At 66.5% G+C, this 20,191-nt stretch carries 17 protein-coding genes; 14 read left to right on the forward strand and 3 right to left on the reverse strand.

Annotation, left to right across the window (positions count from 1 at the left end; translation table 11 throughout):
- Positions 1-237: 237 nt before the first annotated feature.
- From ACIQ51_RS08775 to ACIQ51_RS08820, 10 genes are all read left to right on the forward strand, one after another.
- Complete coding sequence (locus ACIQ51_RS08775) at positions 238-891, forward strand: esterase family protein (RefSeq protein ID WP_396204662.1); 654 nt, start codon at positions 238-240, stop codon at positions 889-891.
- Positions 885-2,243: a dipeptidase gene (locus ACIQ51_RS08780; RefSeq protein WP_396204663.1), complete on the forward strand. Its 1,359-nt coding sequence runs from the start codon at positions 885-887 to the stop codon at positions 2,241-2,243. Before ACIQ51_RS08775 ends, ACIQ51_RS08780 begins: the two co-directional genes overlap by 7 nt.
- A 26-nt stretch (positions 2,244-2,269) precedes the next feature.
- Positions 2,270-3,442, forward strand: coding sequence for a twin-arginine translocation signal domain-containing protein (locus ACIQ51_RS08785; RefSeq protein WP_396204664.1), 1,173 nt, complete (start codon positions 2,270-2,272; stop codon positions 3,440-3,442).
- Positions 3,439-4,488, forward strand: a complete 1,050-nt coding sequence (locus ACIQ51_RS08790; RefSeq protein ID WP_396204665.1) for an NAD-dependent epimerase/dehydratase family protein — start codon at positions 3,439-3,441, stop codon at positions 4,486-4,488. The genes ACIQ51_RS08785 and ACIQ51_RS08790 overlap by 4 nt, the downstream gene beginning before the upstream one ends.
- Positions 4,489-4,501: 13 nt before the next feature.
- On the forward strand, positions 4,502-5,545 hold the full coding sequence (locus tag ACIQ51_RS08795) for an NAD-dependent epimerase/dehydratase family protein (protein WP_396204666.1): 1,044 nt from the start codon (positions 4,502-4,504) through the stop codon (positions 5,543-5,545).
- Between the two features lie 8 nt (positions 5,546-5,553).
- The gene (locus ACIQ51_RS08800) at positions 5,554-6,819 is read left to right on the forward strand and encodes an NTP/NDP exchange transporter (protein ID WP_396204667.1); all 1,266 of its coding nucleotides are present in this window, start codon (positions 5,554-5,556) and stop codon (positions 6,817-6,819) included.
- 125 nt (positions 6,820-6,944) lie between these two features.
- The gene (locus tag ACIQ51_RS08805) at positions 6,945-7,598 is read left to right on the forward strand and encodes a TetR/AcrR family transcriptional regulator (RefSeq protein WP_396204668.1); all 654 of its coding nucleotides are present in this window, start codon (positions 6,945-6,947) and stop codon (positions 7,596-7,598) included.
- A 186-nt stretch (positions 7,599-7,784) separates the two neighbouring features.
- The gene (locus tag ACIQ51_RS08810) at positions 7,785-9,113 is read left to right on the forward strand and encodes a TolC family protein (RefSeq protein WP_396204669.1); all 1,329 of its coding nucleotides are present in this window, start codon (positions 7,785-7,787) and stop codon (positions 9,111-9,113) included.
- A 48-nt stretch (positions 9,114-9,161) separates the two neighbouring features.
- On the forward strand, positions 9,162-10,361 hold the full coding sequence (locus ACIQ51_RS08815) for an efflux RND transporter periplasmic adaptor subunit (protein ID WP_396204670.1): 1,200 nt from the start codon (positions 9,162-9,164) through the stop codon (positions 10,359-10,361).
- Complete coding sequence (locus tag ACIQ51_RS08820; protein ID WP_396204671.1) at positions 10,358-13,456, forward strand: efflux RND transporter permease subunit; 3,099 nt, start codon at positions 10,358-10,360, stop codon at positions 13,454-13,456. The genes ACIQ51_RS08815 and ACIQ51_RS08820 overlap by 4 nt, the downstream gene beginning before the upstream one ends.
- Positions 13,457-13,464: 8 nt before the next feature.
- On the opposite strand, the gene ACIQ51_RS08825 is transcribed toward ACIQ51_RS08820, so the two are convergent.
- On the reverse strand, positions 13,465-14,145 hold the full coding sequence (locus ACIQ51_RS08825; RefSeq protein WP_396204672.1) for an ankyrin repeat domain-containing protein: 681 nt from the start codon (positions 14,143-14,145) through the stop codon (positions 13,465-13,467).
- A gap of 108 nt (positions 14,146-14,253) precedes the next feature.
- On the opposite strand from ACIQ51_RS08825, the gene ACIQ51_RS08830 reads away from it, so the two are divergent.
- A complete protein-coding gene (locus ACIQ51_RS08830; protein WP_396204673.1) occupies positions 14,254-15,333 on the forward strand; it encodes a glycerophosphodiester phosphodiesterase in 1,080 nt (359 codons plus the stop codon).
- Positions 15,334-15,394: 61 nt separating this feature from the next.
- Here the strand turns inward: ACIQ51_RS08830 and ACIQ51_RS08835 are convergent, their stop codons facing one another.
- Both ACIQ51_RS08835 and ACIQ51_RS08840 read right to left on the reverse strand, forming a co-directional pair.
- The gene (locus tag ACIQ51_RS08835; protein ID WP_396204674.1) at positions 15,395-16,363 is read right to left on the reverse strand and encodes an acyl-ACP desaturase; all 969 of its coding nucleotides are present in this window, start codon (positions 16,361-16,363) and stop codon (positions 15,395-15,397) included.
- A gap of 135 nt (positions 16,364-16,498) precedes the next feature.
- A complete protein-coding gene (locus tag ACIQ51_RS08840; RefSeq protein WP_396204675.1) occupies positions 16,499-16,708 on the reverse strand; it encodes a hypothetical protein in 210 nt (69 codons plus the stop codon).
- Between ACIQ51_RS08840 and ACIQ51_RS08845 the strand changes: the two genes are divergently transcribed.
- The 3 genes from ACIQ51_RS08845 to ACIQ51_RS08855 all read left to right on the forward strand — a co-directional run bounded on the left by ACIQ51_RS08845 (position 16,707) and on the right by ACIQ51_RS08855 (position 20,013).
- Positions 16,707-17,699, forward strand: coding sequence for an aldo/keto reductase (locus ACIQ51_RS08845; RefSeq protein ID WP_396204676.1), 993 nt, complete (start codon positions 16,707-16,709; stop codon positions 17,697-17,699). The two genes, ACIQ51_RS08840 and ACIQ51_RS08845, sit on opposite strands and share 2 nt — an antisense overlap.
- Positions 17,700-17,815: 116 nt before the next feature.
- Positions 17,816-18,175 carry a hypothetical protein gene (locus tag ACIQ51_RS08850; protein WP_396204677.1) on the forward strand — a complete coding sequence of 120 codons (360 nt, stop codon included), beginning with the start codon at positions 17,816-17,818 and terminating at the stop codon, positions 18,173-18,175.
- A gap of 23 nt (positions 18,176-18,198) precedes the next feature.
- A complete protein-coding gene (locus ACIQ51_RS08855) occupies positions 18,199-20,013 on the forward strand; it encodes an ABC transporter ATP-binding protein (protein ID WP_396204678.1) in 1,815 nt (604 codons plus the stop codon).
- Positions 20,014-20,191: the final 178 nt, after the last annotated feature.

The raw sequence follows: 20,191 nt of genomic DNA on the forward strand, positions 1-20,191 counted from the left end.
GTGTCGGTCCGGCGTCGGTCCTGCGACGGACGCGTCACCGATGCGCAACGGGGCCGCGCCGGGGCCGACGCCCCCGCGCCACGGCGGTACTGGCCGCCGTCCCGGTCGGGGGGCACCTTTAGAGGATGTCTCCACAGTTTGTCGGCCCCGCCCTGCCCAAGCGCATCGATCGATGGCGCAGCCCGGCCCTGGGCCTCGAGATGCCCATCGTGAGCTTACGGTTGGCGCGGCCAGCCCGTGCTGCTCTTTCCCACCGCCGCCGCCGACTTCCTCGAAAACGAGCGCTTCTGGTTCATCAAGGCGGTGGAACCGCTGTTGCAGCAGGGGCGCATCCGCGTCTTCTCGATCGACAGCATCAACCGGCTGGAGTGGATGGACCGCGGGCTGCCGGTGCACGAAAGCGCCCGCCGGCAGGCGCTCTACTCGCGCTACGTGGAGGATGAAGCGGTGCCGTTCATCCGGCACGTGTGCGGGGACGGGGGCGCGCGTGCGCTCACGACCGGCGCGAGCTTCAGCTGCTTCCACGCGGCCAACGCCTTCTTCCGACGCCCCGATCTGTTCGGTGGAACGATCGGCATGAGCGGCTTCTACGACCTGTCGCCCAGCTATTTCCACGGCTATTCGGACGACAACTGCTACTTCAACAACCCGATGTGGTGCGTGGCGAACACCGAAGGGTGGACGCTCGACCAGCTGCGGCACCATTCGCGCATCGCGCTGGTGTCGGGGCAGGGCGCCTACGAGCGCCCCGACTACACGCGCGATTTCCACGACCTGCTCGATCGGAAGGGGATCGGTCACCTCTTCGATCTGTGGGGACACGACGTGAATCACGACTGGCCATGGTGGCGCAAGATGCTGCCGTACTATCTGGAGCGACTGGGATGCTGACGCAGCGAACGAAGGGATCACCGGTAACGCGCCACTCGCAACGCGCCACGCTCCTGCTGTTCGCGGGAGTTCTCGGCATCGCGCCCGCTTCCGCCACCGCCCAACCCGCCCGCAAGCCCGCTCCCCCCGCGCAGTCGCTGCAGGCCGCATCCCTCGATGCGCGCCTCGCCCACGTGCGCCGGCTGCTGCGTTTGTCGCCGCTGGTCGATGGGCACAACGACCTGCCGTGGGCGCTGCGGGAAGAAAAGGAAACACCGCGCGACGTGGAGGCCTACAACCTCCGGCGCCAGACACGCGGCATGACCGACATCGCCCGGCTTCGGCAGGGGCAGGTGGGCGGCCAGTTCTGGTCGGTGTACATCCCCGGCGAGATCCGCGACAGCGGCTACGCGCGCGTGCAGCTCGAGCAGATCGACATCGCGAAGCGTGTGATTGCCAAGTATCCCGACGTGTTCCAGCCCGCGCTCACCGCCGCCGATGTGCGCAAGGCGTATGCCGCCGGCAAGATCGGCTCGCTGCTCGGCATGGAGGGTGGCCACGCCATCGAGAACTCGCTGGGGGCGCTGCGCGCGTACTACGACCTGGGCGTGCGCTACATGACGCTCACGCATAACGTGACCCTCGACTGGGCCGACGCGGCCAACGACAAGGCCACGCACCGGGGGCTCACCACCTTCGGCCGTGAAGTTGTGCGCGAGATGAACCGGCTGGGCATGCTCGTGGACCTCTCGCACGTGTCACCGGCGGTGATGAGCGATGCGCTCGGCACGACGGAGGCGCCAGTGATCTTCTCGCATTCGAGCGCCCGCGCGATCACCGATGTGCCGCGCAACGTGCCCGACTCCATCCTCGCCAAGCTGCCGAAGAATGGCGGCGTGGTGATGGTGACATTCGTCCCCGGTTTTGTGTCGCAGAGGGTGGCCAGCCACTCGGCGGCACTCACCGCGGTGCGTGATTCGATCACCAAGCGGTATCCCAACGACAACGATGCGCAGTTTCGGGCCGTAGCCGCATGGCGGGAAGCTAATCCGGTTCCTGTGGCCACCATTGCCGATGTCGCCGATCACCTCGACCACATCCGGAAGGTCGCGGGCGCCGCGCATGTCGGCATGGGTGGTGACTACGACGGCATTACGGAAACCGTGCAGGGGCTCGAGGATGTCTCGACGTACCCGAACCTCCTCGCCGAGCTCGTGAAGCGCGGCTGGACGGATGCGGAGCTGCGGGGCCTCGCCGGGGAAAATGTGCTCCGTGTGCTCACGCGCGCGGAAACCGTTGCGTCGCGACTCCGCAAGGCACGCCCAGCGTCCACGAAGACCATCGAACAGCTCGACCGCCGCATCACGCCCTGACGCCCACTCCTCAGCTCACTCCCAGCATGACGATCGATCGTCGTTCCTTCATCAAGACGTCTGCGCTCATTGGCGGCGCGGTCTCGCTCGGTCTTCCCGGCGCGGCGCAGGCTTTCACGAGCGATGGCGTGCGGCCGCTGGTCTATCGCCCCGAGGGCGGCACCGCGCAGCCGAAGCCCCTGCGCATTCTCATTCTGGGTGGCACCGGCTTCATCGGCCCGCAGCAGGTGCAGTACGCACTTGACCGGCAGCACAAGGTCACGCTCTTCAACCGCGGGCAGACCAACAAGGAGCTGTTCCCCGCGGTCCCGCGACTGCTGGGTGATCGCAACCTGCCCAACGGGCACGACGCACTGAAGAAGGGCACGTGGGATGTGGTGATCGATAATCCCACCACCAACCCCAATTGGGTGCGTGGCGCGGGTGAGGCGCTGAAGGGACGCGTGGGGCAGTACCTCTTCGTCTCCACCATCTCGGTATTCAGCGACTATTCCAAGCCGGGCATGGACGAGAGCGGTCCGCTGCACCAGCCCACCGACATCGCGCAGCCGTTCGATCGTGACGCCCGCTACTACGGCCCCAACAAGGTCCGCAGTGAGATCGAGGCCAAGGCGCAGTTCGGTGAAGACAAGGTGACCATCGTGCGTCCCGGGCTGATCGTGGGCCCCGGTGATCTGAGTGATCGCTTCTCGTATTGGCCCGTGCGCATCGACAAGGGCGGCGAAATTCTCGCACCGGGCACACCGAATGATCCGGTGCAGTACATCGATGTGCACGACCTGAGCGAATGGATCGTGCGCTGTGGCGAAAATCACACGCTGGGCACCTTCAACGCCACCGGTCCCAAGGCGCCGACCAACATTGCCGAGATGCTGCTCGGCATCAAGTCGGTCACCACGAGCGATGCGACGTTCACGTGGGTCCCGGCGGACTTCCTCGCGGAGCAGAAGGTGCGCGCGTGGAGCGAGATGCCGGTGTGGCAGCCGGCCATGGGCCCCACGCTCGGCTTCATGCAGGTGAACTGTCAGAAGGCGTATGCGGCGGGCCTCACCTTCCGTCCGCTCGCCGACACGGCCAAGAGCACGCTCGACTGGTACAAGACCCGTCCGGCGGCCGAGCAGGAGAAGGCCCGTGCCGGGATTGCGCCCGACAAGGAGAAGGCAGTGCTGGCCGCGTGGCACGCGAAGGTGGGGAAGTGACGGCAACCGGCCCCGCAGTGAAGCCGCTGCGCATTCTCATCCTCGGCGGGACCGGCTTCATCGGACCGCATCAAGTGGCGTACGCGCTGTCGCGCGGGCACACCGTGACGCTGTTCAACCGTGGCAAGACGAATCCCGGGCTCTTCCCGACCGTCGAGAAGCTGATTGGCGACCGCAATGCGCCCGACGGCTACACGGCGCTGGCCGGCCGCACGTGGGATGTGGTGATCGACAATCCGGTGCAGGTGCCGCGGTGGGTACGGGAAGCGGGGGCCGTGCTGGCGCCCAACGTGGGGAAGTACGTGTTCGTGAGTACGCTTTCCACGTACAAGACGCGCGCCAAGATCGGCATGACCGAAGCCGATGTGGAGATGCTCAACCCGCCATCGGCTCCGGACGCGACCGAGAAGGACGCGAGCTACGGCGAGCGCAAGGTACGCGGTGAGATGGACGCGAAGGCCACGTTCGGCGAAGGGAAGACGCTGATCGTGCGCCCCGGGCTCATCGTTGGCCCCGGGGACCTTACCGATCGCTTTTCGTACTGGCCCATTCGCGTGGAGCAGGGTGGGGAGATGCTCGCGCCGGGGACGCCGGATGATCCGGTGGCGTTCGTGGATCAGCGCGATCTCACCGAGTTCATCGTGCGGCTCTGCGAGCAGGATGCCACCGGCACGTACAACGTGGTGGGCCCCCGCGCGGGGCTGAGCATGAGTGAGATGCTGTACGGCTGCAAGGCGGTGACCACGAGCGACACACGCTTCACCTGGGTGGACACTGACTTCCTGCTCGAGCGCAAGCTGCGTCCGTATGCCGATCTGCCGGTGTGGATGCCGCCGCGCGGCAACAGTGCGGGGTGGGCACGCATGGACATCAGCAAGGCGGTGGCGGCGGGGCTCACCTTCCGTCCGCTCGCCGAGACGGCGCGTGACACGCTCACGTATTACCATGCGCAGTCGCCAGAACGGCAGGCGGCACTCAAGGCCGGGCTGGCGCCCGATCGCGAAAAGACCGTGCTGGCCGAATGGCACGCCCGCGTTGGCCGCTGAAATCACCGCCACGATGAACGGTTTCCTCGACGGCGCCCCCAAGCGCATCCTCGTGCTGGGAGGCACCGGCTACATCGGTCCGCATCTGGTGTCGTACGCGCTCGCGCGGGGGCATCAGGTCACCCTGTTCAATCGCGGGCGGACCAGGCCCGGGCTGTTTCCCAAGGCGGAGCAGCTGATCGGCGATCGTAATGTCCCCGACGGACACGCGGCGCTGCAGGGGCGTACGTGGGACGTGGTGTTCGATCTCCCCACCACCAATCCGCAGTGGATCGTCAATGCGGCGGCGGTCCTCAAGGGCAACGTGTCGCAGTACGTGTACGTCTCGAGCACGGCCGCGTACAAGGACTTCACACGGTCGTTCCCCGACGAAACGCACCCCACGCAGGACCCGGCGCCGATCAGTGGCCCCGATGCTGCGAGCGCACAGTACGGCCCCAAGAAGGTGCGGTGTGAGCAGCTCGTGCAGGAGGCCTTCGGCGCCGGTGCGACGATCGTACGACCGGGGCTGATCGTGGGGCCTGGAGACCTCACCGATCGCTTCACCTATTGGCCGGTGCGCATCGAGAAGGGCGGGGAGATCCTCGCACCCGGCACCCTCGACGATCCGGCGCAGTGGATCGACGTGCGTGATCTCACCGAGTGGATGGTGCGGCTGGGCGAGAACGGCACGGGTGGCGTATTCAACGCCGTGGGACCACGGACCGTGTACGGTATCGGTGAACTGCTCTACGGCATCAAAGCCTGCTTTGCGAACGACGCGCAGTTCACGTGGGTGTCGCAGCCGTTCCTCACCGCGAACAAGATCCGTTCGTGGGCCGAGATGCCGGTGTGGAGCTTCACCGGGCACACCACCGTGGCGTTCTGTACGAGCGTGATCGAGAAGGCGTTGGCGGCAGGGCTGACCTTCCGGCCGTTGGCCACCACGGTGCGTGATGCGATGACATGGTATCGTGGGCGCCCCGTGGCCGAACAGGAGAAGCTGCGTGCCGGCCTGTCACCGGAGCGCGAGCGGGAAATCCTGGCCTTGTGGCGCGCGCAGCAGGGCCCCCGGTGAGTGCAATCATGCGCTCCGTGCTTGGCCGGCTGGGTACGGTCGAGGAGGGCGAAGAGCGGGCCACCATTCTGGCGGCCACGTACTTCTTTTTCGCGCTCGCAAGCTACTTCATCTTGCGGGCCGTGCGTGATGCGGCCGGTGTGGCAGCCGGGACCGACAAGTTGCCGTGGCTCTTCACCGGCACGCTGCTCACCACGCTTGCGATGAATCCCCTGTACTCGAGCGTGGTCGCGCGCCTGCCGGTGCGGCGCTTCATCCCGATCGTGTACCGCGTGTTCATTGCGCTGCTGCTCACCTTCGCGGCGATCATCAAGTACGGACCCGTTACCTGGGAGCCATTCCTCGGTCCTGCGTTCTGGATCCTGACCAGCATCTATTCGCTGTTTATCCCCTCGGTGTTCTGGGGATTCATGGCCGACACCTTCCGCTCTGATCAGAGCAAGCGGTTGTTCGGCTTCATCAGCGTGGGCGGTACCCTTGGCGCGCTCGCCGGCTCGTTTCTCACGTCACGACTGGCCGAAGTCGTGGGCACGCCGGTGCTGATGGTGATGAGCGTGGTGCTGCTGGAGTGTGCGGTACAGTCGGCGCGCCGGTTCCCGCCGAGTTTTCGCAGTGACACGCGCAAGCGCGACGCGGAGGAGCGATCCGTGGGTGGGTCGTCGCTGGCCGGCATCACGCATGTGCTGACCAGCCCCTATCTGTTGGGGATCTGCGCGTACATGCTGCTGTTCACGATCGGGTCCACCATTCTGTACTTCCAGCAGGCGGAGATCGTGGGGGCGCGCTATGCCGACCGGGAGGCGCGCACGGCGTTCCTGGCCACGATCGATACCGTGGTGCAGTCGCTGACCATCCTCGCGCAGCTGTTCATTACGGGGCGTGTGCTCAAGTGGCTCGGGGTTGGCGCCACGCTCGCGATCATGCCGGTACTCAGTCTCGTGGGGTTCACCGCGCTCGGCACGTGGGGCACGCTGGCGGTGTTCGTGGTCTTTCAAGTGCTGCGACGCGCCGGGGAGTACGCCTTTGGCCGTCCTGCGCGCGAGGTGTTGTTCACCGTGGTGTCGGCAGAAGACAAGTACAAGGCGAAGAACTTCATCGACACGTTCGTCTATCGCGGTGGCGACCAGATCGGCGCGTGGTCGTACGCCGGGCTCTCGGCGGCGGGGCTGGCGGCGGGGACGATCTCGCTGCTGGCCGCGCCGATGAGTCTGGCCTGGCTCGTGGTCGCGTACTGGCTCGGCCGTCGCAACGCCCGAATGGAGCGCGCCGCCTGACCCCCATTTTCAAGGGGTCAGAGTCGTTGAACGGGGCTCGCTGAACCGGCCTGTTCGCCGCTGGGCAGCCCGTCCTGCCCGTTCAACCACTTGACAGCGTTAGGTGAAATGCGCATCCTCCAGTCGTGACCACCTCCGCCATCCGCTCCGCTTCGCTGGCCCGCCGGGAACGGCAGAAGGCCGAGACGCGCCAGGCCATCCTGGACGCGGCGCGTGAGCTGTTCGTGGCGGAAGGGGTCGAGGCCACCACCATGCGCGCGATTGCGGCCAAGATCGGCTACACCCCCACCGCGATCTACCACCACTTCCAGGACAAGGATGCCCTGATCGTGGAGCTGTGCATGGCCGACTTCACCGCCCTCGGGCAGGCCATGTACAGCATTGGCCGCATCGAACATCCGATGGAGCGGTTGAAGAAGATGGGCATGGCCTACACCGATTTCGCGCTGAGAAATCCGAGCCAGTATCGGTTCATGTTCATGACACCAATACAGCACTCGCTGCTCGATGCGCAGGGGAATGTGGTGCCGATGCCGGACGCCGACGCCTACGGGTTCCTCATCGCGACCGTGACCGAGTGCATCGACAAGGGGCTGTGCCGCCCCGAGCTGCGAGACCCGGTCGAGATGGCGCAGATGGTGTGGGGCGGGATCCACGGCGTCATCTCCCTCTGGTTCACCCACTCAACCGATCCGCACATCACCCTCCGAGACCCGGCCTCGACCGTCTCGGCCATGTGCGACGCGATGATCCGCGGCATCCAGCGCCCTCCCGCCTGACACCAGCCGCCCCCCACCCCCGTACGCTCACCCATCGATCGGATGACCCAGGGCGCCTCGGCGCCCTTCTTCAGGCCTATTTACTTAACACCGTTATTCCAGTCAGCGATGTTCACCACTATACCGCCGTTCAGAAAATGGTTCAGAGGCCACGCACTCGTCGCGAGCGTCGTCACGGCCCACCTCATGGCCCCACAGCGGCTCCAGGCCCAAGGCACCACGGATTCGCTCTCGAGCCGGGCGCTCCTTGACGGATATGTGCAGGAGGCCCTCGCGGCCAACCTCGCCATCGCGCAGCAGCATGCCGCTGTGCGACGCGCCGATGCCGCGCTCCGTGAGGCCCGCGGGCGCTTTCTCCCGGCGGTCGACCTGAACGCCCGCTACTCGGAGTTCAGCGGCGTGGTCAACATCGGCGACTTCATCAACCCGGCGTACAGCGCGCTCAATCAGCTCCTCGGTCAGCCGCGCTTTCCCACCGACGTCTCCGCCACGCTCCCCTTTCGCCAGGAGAGCAAGCTCGAGCTCACGCTCCCCCTCTACAACGGCGCGCTCTTCGGTGCCCGCGCCGCCGCCCGCGCCCAGCGCGATCTCGCCGGCAGCACTCGCCGCGCCGCCATGCGGCAACTTGCCGCCGATGTGCAGCAGGCGTGGCTCGGCTATGCCACCGCGGTACGCGCCGTCGAGACCCTCGACGCCACGATGGCGGTACTCAACGAGAACGTGCGCGTGAGCGAGCGGCTGATCGCCAACGGGCAAGCCACCCCCGACGTGCTGCTGCGGGCCCGTGCCGAGCGCAGCGAGCTTGAGCAGCAGCGTGCCGACGCGGCGCGTCAGCGGGATGTCGCCAAGCGGGGCTTCAACCTGCTGCGCAACGCCCCCGATAACGCCGACGTGCGCCTCGTGGACGACAGCACGCTGCTCGCGAGCGTCAATCTGGTTCGCGATGAGCTCCTGACGGCGGCCCTTCGTCAACGTGAAGAGCTTGCGCAATCGGCCAGCGGCCTTGCGATCGCCAAGGCGCAGCAGCGTGTGAGCGATGCCGCGTTTCTCCCCAACGTCGCGCTCGCGGCCAGCTATGGCATTCAGGGCGACCGCTACCGCTTCGATCGCAACAACGACGTGGGCCTCGCGTCGGTAGTCCTGTCGTGGAATCTCTTCAACGGCACGCAGGACGCTGCGCGGCGCGAACAGGCGGCCGCCACACGCACCGAAGCCGAATTCCGTCAACGTGAAGCCGAGCGCTCGGTGCGCATGCACGTGCTCAACGCCGCCGACGCGGTGGAAACGGCACGCCTCAGCCTCACCGCCGCCGACGATCGCGATGCCGCCGCGCAGCGCGCCTTTGTTCTTGTGCAGCGCCGCTACGCAGAAGGCCTCGCCACGCCCATCGAGTTTCTGTCCGCGCGTTCCAGCGCCACCGCCGCCGCACTCAATCGCCTCATCACCCGCTTCGCCTACGCCTCGCGCGTCGTGGAGCTCGAGCGCGCCGCCGCTCTGCGCGCGCTTCCCAACTGACCGCCAACGGACGACCAACTCCCGCACCGGACTCAATCCATGATGACAATGCATCCCGCATCCGTGACGCGCCGCGCAGCCGCAGCCGCAGCCTTGCTTCCGATCCTCCTGCTTGCCGCCTGCACCAAGGAGAGCGACGAGCCCACACGCAAGGCCGCGTCCAGCGCCACCAACATGGCCCCGGTACCCGTGGCGGTGGCGTCGACGGGCGACAACGACTCGACCGCCTGGATTACGGCCACCGGCACCTTCGGCTCGCGTGACGAGATCCCGCTGGCCTTCAAGATCGGCGGCGTGGTCACGCGCGTTTTGGTGGACGAAGGCACCAGCGTGCAGCGCGGACAGATCCTCGCCTCGCTCGACCTGCGCGAGATCGACGCTGCCGTGGCCAAGGCGCAGGTGGCCGCGGACAAGGCACAGCGCGATCAGGCTCGCGTGCAACGTCTCGCCGCCGACAGTGTGGCCACCCTCGCGCAGCTGCAGGATGCCACCTCGGCCCTCGAGGCGGCACGTGCCGACCTGGCGAGCGCGCGCATGAACCGTGATTACGCGATCGTGACGGCCCCGGAGGCCGGGATCGTGCTGCAGCGTCAGGTGACGGCCGGAACGACCGTTGGCCCGGGCACGCCGGTGCTCACGCTTGGCGGGTCACGCCGCGGTCGCGTGCTGCGCGCCGGTCTCCCCGACCGCGATGCGCTGCGCGTGGCGGTCGGCAATACGGCCACGGTCACCTTCGACGCGGTCCCCGACCGGCGCTACAATGGCAAGGTCGTGCTCGTGGGCCGTTCGGCCGACCCGCGAACGGGAACCTATCCGATCGAAGTGATCCTCTCGAACGCCGACGCCCTTCCCAATGGGCTCGTGGGACAGCTGCGTGTGATGGCCGCGGGACGTCGTCTCGCCATCACCGTCCCGGTTGATGCCCTGCTCGAGGCCGACCGTGACTCCGCGACCGTGTACACGGTGCACCCCGACACCGCGCACCCGGACCGCCCCGTCACCTTCGTCGCACAGGCGCAGCGGGTGTCGGTTGGTACCATCGAAGGAGATCGTGTGGTCATCGCCGGCGTTGACCCCGAGGCACAGATCATCACCCGCGGTGCCGCTTACGTGTCGACGGGGACCCGTGTCCGCGTGGTAAGCAGTGCCATGCTGGACAGCGCGATCCGACGGACGGCGGCACGCCACGGTGAGCCAGATCACCGCCCCGGCGGTGTCGTCGCGATGTCGGGAGGGCGTGCGCCGTGAAGTTCCTCAGCAGCCTCACCGAATTCTCCGTGAAGCGGTGGCAGTTCACGGTCCTGATCTTCCTGATGTTCGTGGTACTGGGCGTGGTGAGCTGGATGAACATCGCGCGCGCCGAAGATCCGGATTTCCCGGTGCCCATCTACACCACCGTGGCGGTGTACCCTGGTGCCAGCCCGGAGGATATGGAGCAGCTGGTCACCGAGCCGATCGAGAAGCAGCTCAAGACGCTCGAGGATGTGAAGAAGCTCGAGAGTACCAGTTCGGATGGGGTGTCGATCGTGCGCGTGGAGTTCGATCCCAACGCAGACGCCGAGCGGAAGTACGATCAGGTGATCCGCGAGGTGAACGCCCTGCGCGCCAGCCTTCCCGCTGCGCTGCAGCGTCTCGACGTCGAGCGCAACGAAAACAGTGATCTTGCGGTCGTCCAGCTGGCCCTGGTCGCACCGTCGGCGCCATACGCGCTCGTCGATGATGTCGCCAAGCGCCTGGAGGACGCACTCGAGCGTGTGCCCGGGGTGAAGCAGGCCGAGCGATGGGCTGCGCCGCCGCGTGAGATGCAGGTCACGCTCGATCTTGGGCGCCTGGCCCGGCTCGGCATCACGCCAGGGCAGGTGCTCGCCGCACTTGGCAGCGATAACACCCAGATCCCGGGCGGCTCCGTCGACGTGGGGACGCGTCGCTACAACGTGGCCACGCTCGGGCGCTACCGAAGCGCCGACGAAGTGCGTCGCACCGTGATCGGTGGTGCTGATGGGTCAGTGGTGCGCCTGCAGGATGTGGCGACTGTGGACTGGGCCGATGGGGATCCGGTGCACCTCGGGCGCTACAATGGGCAGCGCGCGATGTTCGTGACCGTGGCTGTGCAGCGTGGGCGCAATGTGATGGACGTGCGCGATGCCATGTGGACCGCCCTCGATACCTTCGAGGCGTCGCTGCCTGCCGGCATCTCGCTCGCGCGCGGCTTCGATCAGTCGCGCAATGTGGATGCGCGTCTGTCACGGCTCGGATGGGACTTCGCGATCGCGATTGGTCTCGTCCTGCTCACGCTCCTGCCGCTGGGGACACGCGCCAGCGTGATCGTGATGATCTCCATTCCCACATCACTCGCTATTGGTGTGATGTTGCTCTACCTGACCGGCTACTCGATCAACCAGCTGTCGATCGTGGGCTTCGTGATCGCCCTCGGCCTGCTGGTGGACGACTCGATCGTGGTGGTGGAGAACATTGCGCGTTTCCTCCGCGAGGGACGCTCACGGACGGAGGCCGCGATCGAGGCGACCCGGCAGATCGGCGTGGCGGTGCTCGGAGCCACGGGAACCCTCATCTTCGCCTTCGTGCCACTGCTCTTCCTGCCGGGGCTCTCGGGGAGGTACATCCGCTCCCTGCCGCTGGCGGTGGTGTATGCGGTGCTGGCCTCGCTCTTGGTTTCGCTCACGATCATTCCCTGGCTGGCCAGCCGGCTCATGCCGCGTGAGGAACACGAAGGAGGCAATGCCGTGCTGCGCTGGCTCGATGGCGGGATTCAGCGCAGCTACGCTCCACTGCTGCGTCGTGCCATGGCGTGGCCGCGCGCCACCCTTACCGCCTCGTTCGCGCTGGTTGCCGCTTCGTTCATGCTGGTCCCGGCGGTGGGCTTTTCGCTCTTCCCCAAGGCCGGGACGCCGCAGTACCACGTGGACATCACCACTCCCGAGGGCACGTCGCTCGCCGAGACCGATCGCGCCGTGCAGTACGCCGAGCGCGTGATCGGCAGTGATGCCAACACGCGGGCGGTCTTTGCCAACGTGGGTAAGGACAACCCGGAGGTGTACTACAATGTGTTTCAGCGGGCCGAGGCACCAAATCGTGGACAGCTGCTGGTGCTGCTCCACGAATACCACGAGCGGCGTACGCCGCGTGCGCTCGATTCCCTGCGTACGGCGCTCGCACTCTATCCCGGCGCGCGCATCGAACTCAAGGAGTTCGTGAACGGCCCGCCCATCGATGCCCCGATCGCCATGCGCCTCGAGGGGCCGGACCTCGACACGCTCGCCGCGATTGCCGCACGGTACGAGGCCGTCCTGCAGTCCACTCCCGGAACGCAGTACGTGAATAATCCCATCCGTCTGCAGCGATCGGACCTGCGCGTGTCGGTCGACAAGCAGAAGGCCGGGCTGCTCGGGGTTCCGAGCGCCGAGGTGGAGCGTACCCTGCGCCTCGGTCTTGCAGGACTCGAGGCCGGCCGCATGCGGGCCGACAACGGTGAGGAGTATCCGATCGTGGTGCGGATGGCGCACACGGGTCGGCCATCACCAGAGGCACTCGACCGCGTGTTCGTGAGCAGTGTGCAGGGCGCCATGGTGCCACTGTCGCAGATCGCGTCGGTGCATTTCGCCTCCTCTCCCACCACGATCGATCACCGTGACCGTATGCGTGCCGTCACCGTAACCAGCTTCGTGCAATCGGGATTCAATACCGATGCCGTGACCAGGGAGGTGATCGCGAAGCTCGAGGAGATCCCGCTGCCCGCGGGATACGCGCTCGTACCGGCCGGCGAGATCGAAAGCCGCGAGGAGAGCTTCGGCGGCATCGGCGGCGCGGTGGTGGTGGCGGTCTTCGCGATTCTCGCGATCCTCGTGCTGGAGTTCCGCGATTTCCGCACCACGCTCGTGGTGGCGAGTGTGATTCCGCTGGGCGTGGTGGGTGGTATCGTAGCGCTGCTGCTGAGCGGCTACACGCTCAGCTTCACCGCGATGATCGGGTTCGTGGCACTCGTGGGTATCGAGATCAAGACGAGCATTCTGCTGGTGGACTTCACCGATCAGCTGCGTGCCGAGGGGGTGCCGCTCGACGACGCGATCCAACGCGCCGGAGAGGTACGCTTTCTCCCGATCGTACTGACGACCATCACCGCGATCGGCGGTATGCTTCCCCTGGCCCTTCAGGGATCAGGGCTCTACTCCCCGTTGGCCTGGGTCATCATCGGTGGGCTGGTGAGCAGTACGCTCATCGCGCGCCTCGTGACTCCCGTGATGTACAAGCTGCTGGCGCCGAAGGCCGCGGTGGCTGCGACCACTGCCGTGGCGCCGCCGGTCGGTCTGGTGGCAGCGCACTAGCGGGATCGCTAGGAGTTCTCCAGTTGCTCGGTGTTGGCCAGTTTGGCGCCGAGCTCCGGGAAGCCTCTCGCCGTGGCAAGCATGGCGGGGGTGGTACCGTCCTCCATGAGGGCATGGGGGTCGGCACCGCGGCTGATCAGGAGGTCGCAGAGGGCACCATCACCGCGGGAGGCGGCGAGGTGCAGCGGCGTGATGTTCTGCGCACCGCGGGCCTCCACATCGGCACCGGCGAACACCAGCCTGCGCACGACACTCGACTTGGCTGCGCCCGCGAGCGCGGCATGTAGCGGAGCGTTGCGCGTGGCGTTGGTGGAGTGCGCATCGAGCGGGGCGCCATGGTCGATGAGCAGCGCCACGGCGTCGTCGCGGCCGAAGAAGCAGGCGAGGTGCAATGGTGTCCACCCGTCACTGCTGCGACGTACACGGGCATCGTCGTCGTTTTCGATGGCGGCGCGCAGGGCCTGCACATCCCCGAGGGCCGCCGCCTCGCAGGCGTCAGGCGCACGGCCGCGCAGGAACGCAGGCGACAGGTCGGGCGCGCCGGCGTAGCAGGCGTAGAGCACCAGGGATTCACCGCCCGGGCCCCGCATATCGATACGCGCCGAGTCCTCGGCCAACAAGCGCTCGATCGCGAGACGGTCGTTGGCTCGGATGGCGGCAATGAGCGCTTCGGGGGCTGTGGGTACCATGATGGTATGCTGCGACACGCCGACGGCCACGTCAACCGTTACACCCTCGTGGGCTCGGCTATACACGCTCCGGCCACCAGCACGCGTGCGGGGTGTTACCATCACCGCATGGAACCCATGCCCTCGATCCATTCGCGTGCGTCTGTCGGGCCCCTGTCGCGCCTTGCCGGCTGGAAGAGTGCGCGGCGGTGCACGGCCATTGCGCTCCTGACCGCTACCTCGCTGGTCTCCGCTTGCCAGCACCGTAGTGGTTCATCCGGGCCGACCAGCCGCGCGATGGTCCCGTCGGCTCGGCCCATCGTGATTGCGCATCGCGGCGCCAGCGGGCACCGACCGGAGCATACGCTGGCCGCGTATACGCTCGCCGTGCAGATGGGCGCCGATTACATCGAGCCGGACCTCGTGAGTACGAAGGACGGGGTGTTGGTGGCACGGCACGAAAACGAGATCGGCGGTACGACCGACGTGGCCGAGCGTTTTCCCGATCGTCGCCGCCACAAGGCGATCGACGGGGACACCATCACGGGATGGTTCACCGAGGATTTCACCCTCACGGAGTTGCGCACGCTGCGGGCGAAGGAGCGCCTGCCGTTCCGTTCCCACGCCTATGATGGGCAGTACCCTGTGCCCACCTTCGAAGAGGTCCTTGCGCTCGCCGATTCACTGGGGCGCGCCCGGGGTCGCGTGGTGGGGGTGTATCCGGAGACGAAGCATCCGACCTATTTCCGCAGCATCGGCCTGCCCCTCGAGCCGGCGTTGCTACGCGCGCTTACGGCCCGCGGCTTCGATCGCCCCGACGCGCCGGTGTTCATCCAGAGCTTCGAGGATGGGAACCTGCGGGCGCTGCGCCCCCAGACGCGTGTGCCCCTGATCTACCTGATCGGCGCGGGCACCCTCTCGCCGGACAAGCTGCGCGACATCGCCACCTTCGCGAATGGGATCGGTGTGCATCAGCGCATGCTCGTGGGCGCCGACTCGTCGGCGACCCCCACCCCGCTCGTGCGCGACGCCCACGCTGCCGGCCTGCAGGTGCACGTGTGGACGCTGCGTTCCGAGCCGGTGTTCCTCGCGAAGCGTTATGGCGGTGATCCCCTGGCCGAGGTGCGCGAGATGCAGCGACTCGGGGTGGACGGCATCTTCGGCGACTTCCCCGATATCGTGGTCAAGGGACTCAGCCGCGCGCCCTGAGCACCGTTGCGGCGAGACCGCCGCAGCGCCGCCAGAGCGACGCCACGGCGGGAGGGCCACATCAATCCATTGAGAATTCGCGTGCGAACGCCACGTTGAAGGAGAAGGTCTTCGCCTTGCTCCGCGTTTCCATCATGTCGGCGACGCGCTCGAGACGCGCGGTGATCGCCATGATCTTCTCCTGCGCCTTCTTCCCCGCCTCATTCAGCCCCTCGACCTTGTCGAGCGCCCAGAACTTGAGGAGATCCTCAACGATCCGGATGTAGTCGCGCGGGCCATAAATGCCGGCGCGACGGATCACATCGGCCATCTCCCGGAAGTGCGGCATGCTGATCCCCGGCATGTCGATGCTGGGCATGATGAGCGAGGCCGAGACCATCGCGTTACTTGGATCGCGCTCCAGTACGCGCTTGAAGATCTCGCGGTAGAACACGTAGTGGCGCGCTTCTTCCTTGGCCACGTTGGCGAGCACGTCGCCGATGAGTGGCTCGTACTCACCGGCCAGCTTGCCGGTGTTGGCGTGGCTGACCTGCGTGGCGCGCTCCTGTAGCGACGTATAGACGAAGACGCGGTAGGGATCCTTGTCCCACTCGGGTTCGAAGCCGGCCTTGAGGTACTCGAACTGCATGCGCTCGAGCACCGGATTGTCGAGGATGCGGCTGTCGTGCGCATAATCGTGCAGCACGGCACCGTGGCGATCTTCCTCGGCCGTCCAGAGGTTGTTCCACTTCGCCCAGAAGGTGTCGCCGCCCAGATAGGTGGCCAGCAGTCGGTGGAAGTGCGGCAGTCCTTCTTCGGTGAGCGTGTTGAGCGCCAGCGCCACGCGGGCAGGCATGCTGATGCCGCGCGCACGCTCCCGGAGCTGCTTCACATGCTCGTCGGGATCGGTATCGGGGGCAGGGGCCAGCAGCTCGGAGGGGAACCACAGGATGCGCTTCGATTCATGGATCGCCGTGAGCTGTTCCACGTCCTGTTCGAGGTCGGCCAGCACCTCGACCTTCGCGAGCGTCTCTTTATCGGGAATGAACATGCAGATTCGATGGGGAAGCGGGTCTACCCGGTAAGGTACCGGAAACGCCCACGGGGGACCAATCGGCCTGACAGCGCGCACGAGGCGCCATGCCGGCCCGTGTGCGCGCCCGATGGTGGTCCGAGCGGCCTTTGCTCAGATGAACGCAGGGGCGTGCCGGTCCGTTCGCGGCAGGGCTACCGCCGCCGATGGATCGACGTCAGCTTCGAGAGGCCACGCCTTACGTTCCTGCCCGCTGACCGGCTCGCCGAGGCGATCGCAACCGCGATCGCAACCGCGATCGCAGCAGTTATTGCTGATCTGGTCGCCACGGGCATTCACCTCGCGATCCACTGGGAGTGCCATGTCTTCCGATCGTCTGCCCCGTCGCGACCTGTCCCGCCGTGATCTGCTCCGAACCGGCCTCAGCCTTGGCGTGGGTTCGGTGCTGGCCCCCACCCTGCTGCAGGCACTGTCGCTGACCGGTGACGCATCGGCCGGCGCCATCGCGCAGGCGCAGAAGCCGCTGATCATGCGCCCCATTCCCTCCAGTGGGGAGCGGCTGCCGGTGATCGGCATCGGCACGGCACGACGCTACGATGTGACGACCGCCGAGGAGAAGGGACCGCTCCGTGATACCCTGCGCGCGTTCCCGAAGCTGGGGGGCAAGGTGATCGATACGGCCCCGAGCTATGGGCAGGCGGAACCCGTGACGGGTGAACTGGTGGCAGAGCTGGGGATCCGTGATCAGCTGTTCCTGGCCACCAAGGTGTCGGTGCGCGGAACCGATGCGGCGCCCGGCGTGGCGCAGATGGAGGAGTCCTTCCGTCGCCTCAAGACGGATCGCATCGACCTGATGCAGGTGTGGAACCTTGGGGGCACGGCCACCCTGCTGCCGGTATTGCGCGACATGAAGGCGGCCAAGCGTATCCGCTACGTGGGCGTGACCACCAGTAGCGACCAGCAGTACCCGGCGCTCGAACAACTCATGCAGGCCGAGGCGCTCGACTTCATTCAGATCGACTACGCGGCCGATAACCGCAACGCCGCCGAGCGCATTCTCCCGCTCGCGAAGGACAAGGGAGTGGCGGTGCTGGTCAACCTGCCGTTCGGACGCACCCGCGTGTTTCAGAACGTGCTCCAGACGCCGGTGCCGGAGTGGGCCAAGGAGTTCGACGCCGCGAGCTGGGCCCAGATCTTCCTGAAATACATCGTCGCCAACCCCGCCGTGACGTGCGTGATTCCGGGGACGGCGCAGGTGAAGTACGTGAACGACAACACATTGGGGATGCGGGGGGCCCTCCCCACGGCGGCCCACCTCAAGCAGATCGAAGCGTTGGTCCAGCGATCGATGTAGTCTTGGCTGGATGGTCCAGATTTCATGAACCGCTCAACTCCGGCTCGCATCGTCCGACACTCCGCTAGGAGCACGGTGCCACTCGGGCGGCGATGCCTCTGCGACGCGGACGATTCATGAGACAGATCGTAGAGAACAGCACGCCACATCCGGCAGTCCACGACGCCCTGCCAATCACAGAACCGGAGCCATGGGTCGATCTCGTTCTCGAGTCGACCCCGCTTCCGGCCGCCACGCCGCGCCCCAAGGTGCGGCGGCCCGTCCGGACCGGCGCCGGCAGCCGTGCGAGCAACCCCTCCGGCAAAGCCACCGGCACGGCCGGGGGCAACGTAGGCGTCACGAGCCTGCCACCGCGGAAGGTGGCCGCCCCACATGCTCCAGCGCCGATCGTCACGCCACGCCTCACCGGGATCATCGTGGCTGGCCTGGTGGCGGTCATCGTCCTGTCGCTGCTGCGCCCCACGCCCGCACCCTGACGCCGGTGGGCTAAGTTTGAGGGATGGTCCCTCCAACTGCCGCAACGAAGAAGCGCAAATACGACAGCAAGCGCGCCTGGGGTGAAGCGCGCGCCCTGATCCTCAAGCACAAGCGGTCGGTGAGCATCGGCCTCGTCCTGATGCTCATCAGCCGCTCGTCGAGTTTTGTGCTGCCGTACTCCACGAAGTACGTACTCGATGATGTGCTGCCCAAGCAGGATCTCCGCCTGCTCGGGATGGTTGCGCTTGTGGGACTCGCGACGACGGTCGTGCAGGTCCTCACCGGCTTTGCCCTCTCGCAAGTGGTGAGCGTGGCGGCGCAGCAGGCGATTGCGCAGCTTCGCGAAGAGGTGCAGGGGCATCTCATTCGCCTCCCGGTCCGCTACTTCGACAGTACCAAGAGTGGCGTACTGGTGAGCCGCGTGATGAGCGATCCCGAAGGGATCCGCAACCTGATCGGGACCGGCCTGATTCAGCTCACCGGCGGCATCCTGAGCGCGATCGGGGCGATGGCGGTGCTGATCTACCTCAACTGGAAGCTCACGCTCGCCACGGTCTTGCCGCTGGCCATCTTCGGTGTGGGCATGAGCATCGCCTTTAAGCGGCTGCGGCCGATCTTCCGCGAGCGTAGCGTGATCCAGGCGGAGGTCACTGGTCGCTTGACCGAAACGCTGGGTGGCATCCGCCTCATCAAGGTCTACACCGCGGAGGACCGCGAGAAAGCGGTCTTCGGCAAAGGCGTCCAGCGGCTCTTCGAGAACATCGCGAAGACCATCACCGGCACGTCACTCACCGGCACGCTCGGGCTTGCGGTGGTGGGGGTGATCGGCGTGATCGTGATGTACGTGGGTGGCGGTGACGTAATGCGCGGCACCATGACGCTCGGCAGCCTGCTGACCTTCGTGATCTTCATCGGCATGGTGACGGCCCCGCTCATCTCGATCGCGAGCATCGGTACGCAGATCACCGAGGCCTTTGCGGGGCTCGATCGCATTCGTGAACTGCGCGATATGGCCACCGAAGACCAGGAAGACGCCACCAAGGCCGCCGTGCCGTCGGTTGTGGGGCGGGTGGAGTTCGATCAGGTGCACTTCGAGTACGAGCCCGGCGTACCCGTGCTGAAGGCGGTGTCGTTCACCGCCCCCGCCGGCACCACCACCGCGCTCGTGGGTTCGAGCGGCAGCGGCAAGAGCACCATGATTTCGCTCATCATGGCGTTCGCGCAGCCCCAGCAGGGGCACATCAAGGTCGACGGCACGCCGGTCAGTGAGCTCAAGCTGCGCGACTACCGCCGACACCTCGGCGTGGTCATGCAGGACAACTTCCTCTTCGACGGCACCGTGAAGGAGAACATCGCCTTCACCAAGCCGGGTGCGACCGACGACGAGATCGTTCAGGTCGCGAAGATTGCCAACGCACACGAGTTCATCTCGCAGTTTCCGCAGGGCTACGACACGATCGTGGGCGAACGCGGCGTGAAGCTGTCCGGGGGGCAGCGCCAGCGCGTGGCGATCGCCCGCGCCATTCTTGCCGACCCGCGGGTACTGATCCTCGACGAGGCCACGTCGAGCCTCGACAGCGAGAGCGAGCATCTCATCCAGGAAGGCTTGCGCCGACTGCGCGCGGGGCGCACGACCTTCGTGATCGCGCACCGCCTCAGCACCATCACGAGTGCCGATCAGATCCTCGTGCTGGAGCATGGCGAAATCGTGGAGCGGGGTGCCCATCAGGCGCTGATCGCGCTGGGTGGGCGGTACCGGGACCTGTACAACCGGCAGTTTCAACGGGAACAGGACCAGTTCATCAACCCGGGCGAAGAAATCGCGGCAACGGGCTGACCGTTCGGCCGGTCCCACTCCACGCTGCCGGGTAGTCCTCGGTCGGTAATCTCGTCATCCCATGGCGCACAGCCCGGGATTCCGCGAGCTTTCACGTACACACATATCCCAGACCATTACGTGACTGCTGCACTGACTTTCGCTTCGCTCCAGCTCCACCCGAGTCTCCTTCAGGGCC

The organism is Gemmatimonas sp. (assembly GCF_044344655.1).
In the GTDB taxonomy this organism is placed as follows: domain Bacteria; phylum Gemmatimonadota; class Gemmatimonadetes; order Gemmatimonadales; family Gemmatimonadaceae; genus Gemmatimonas.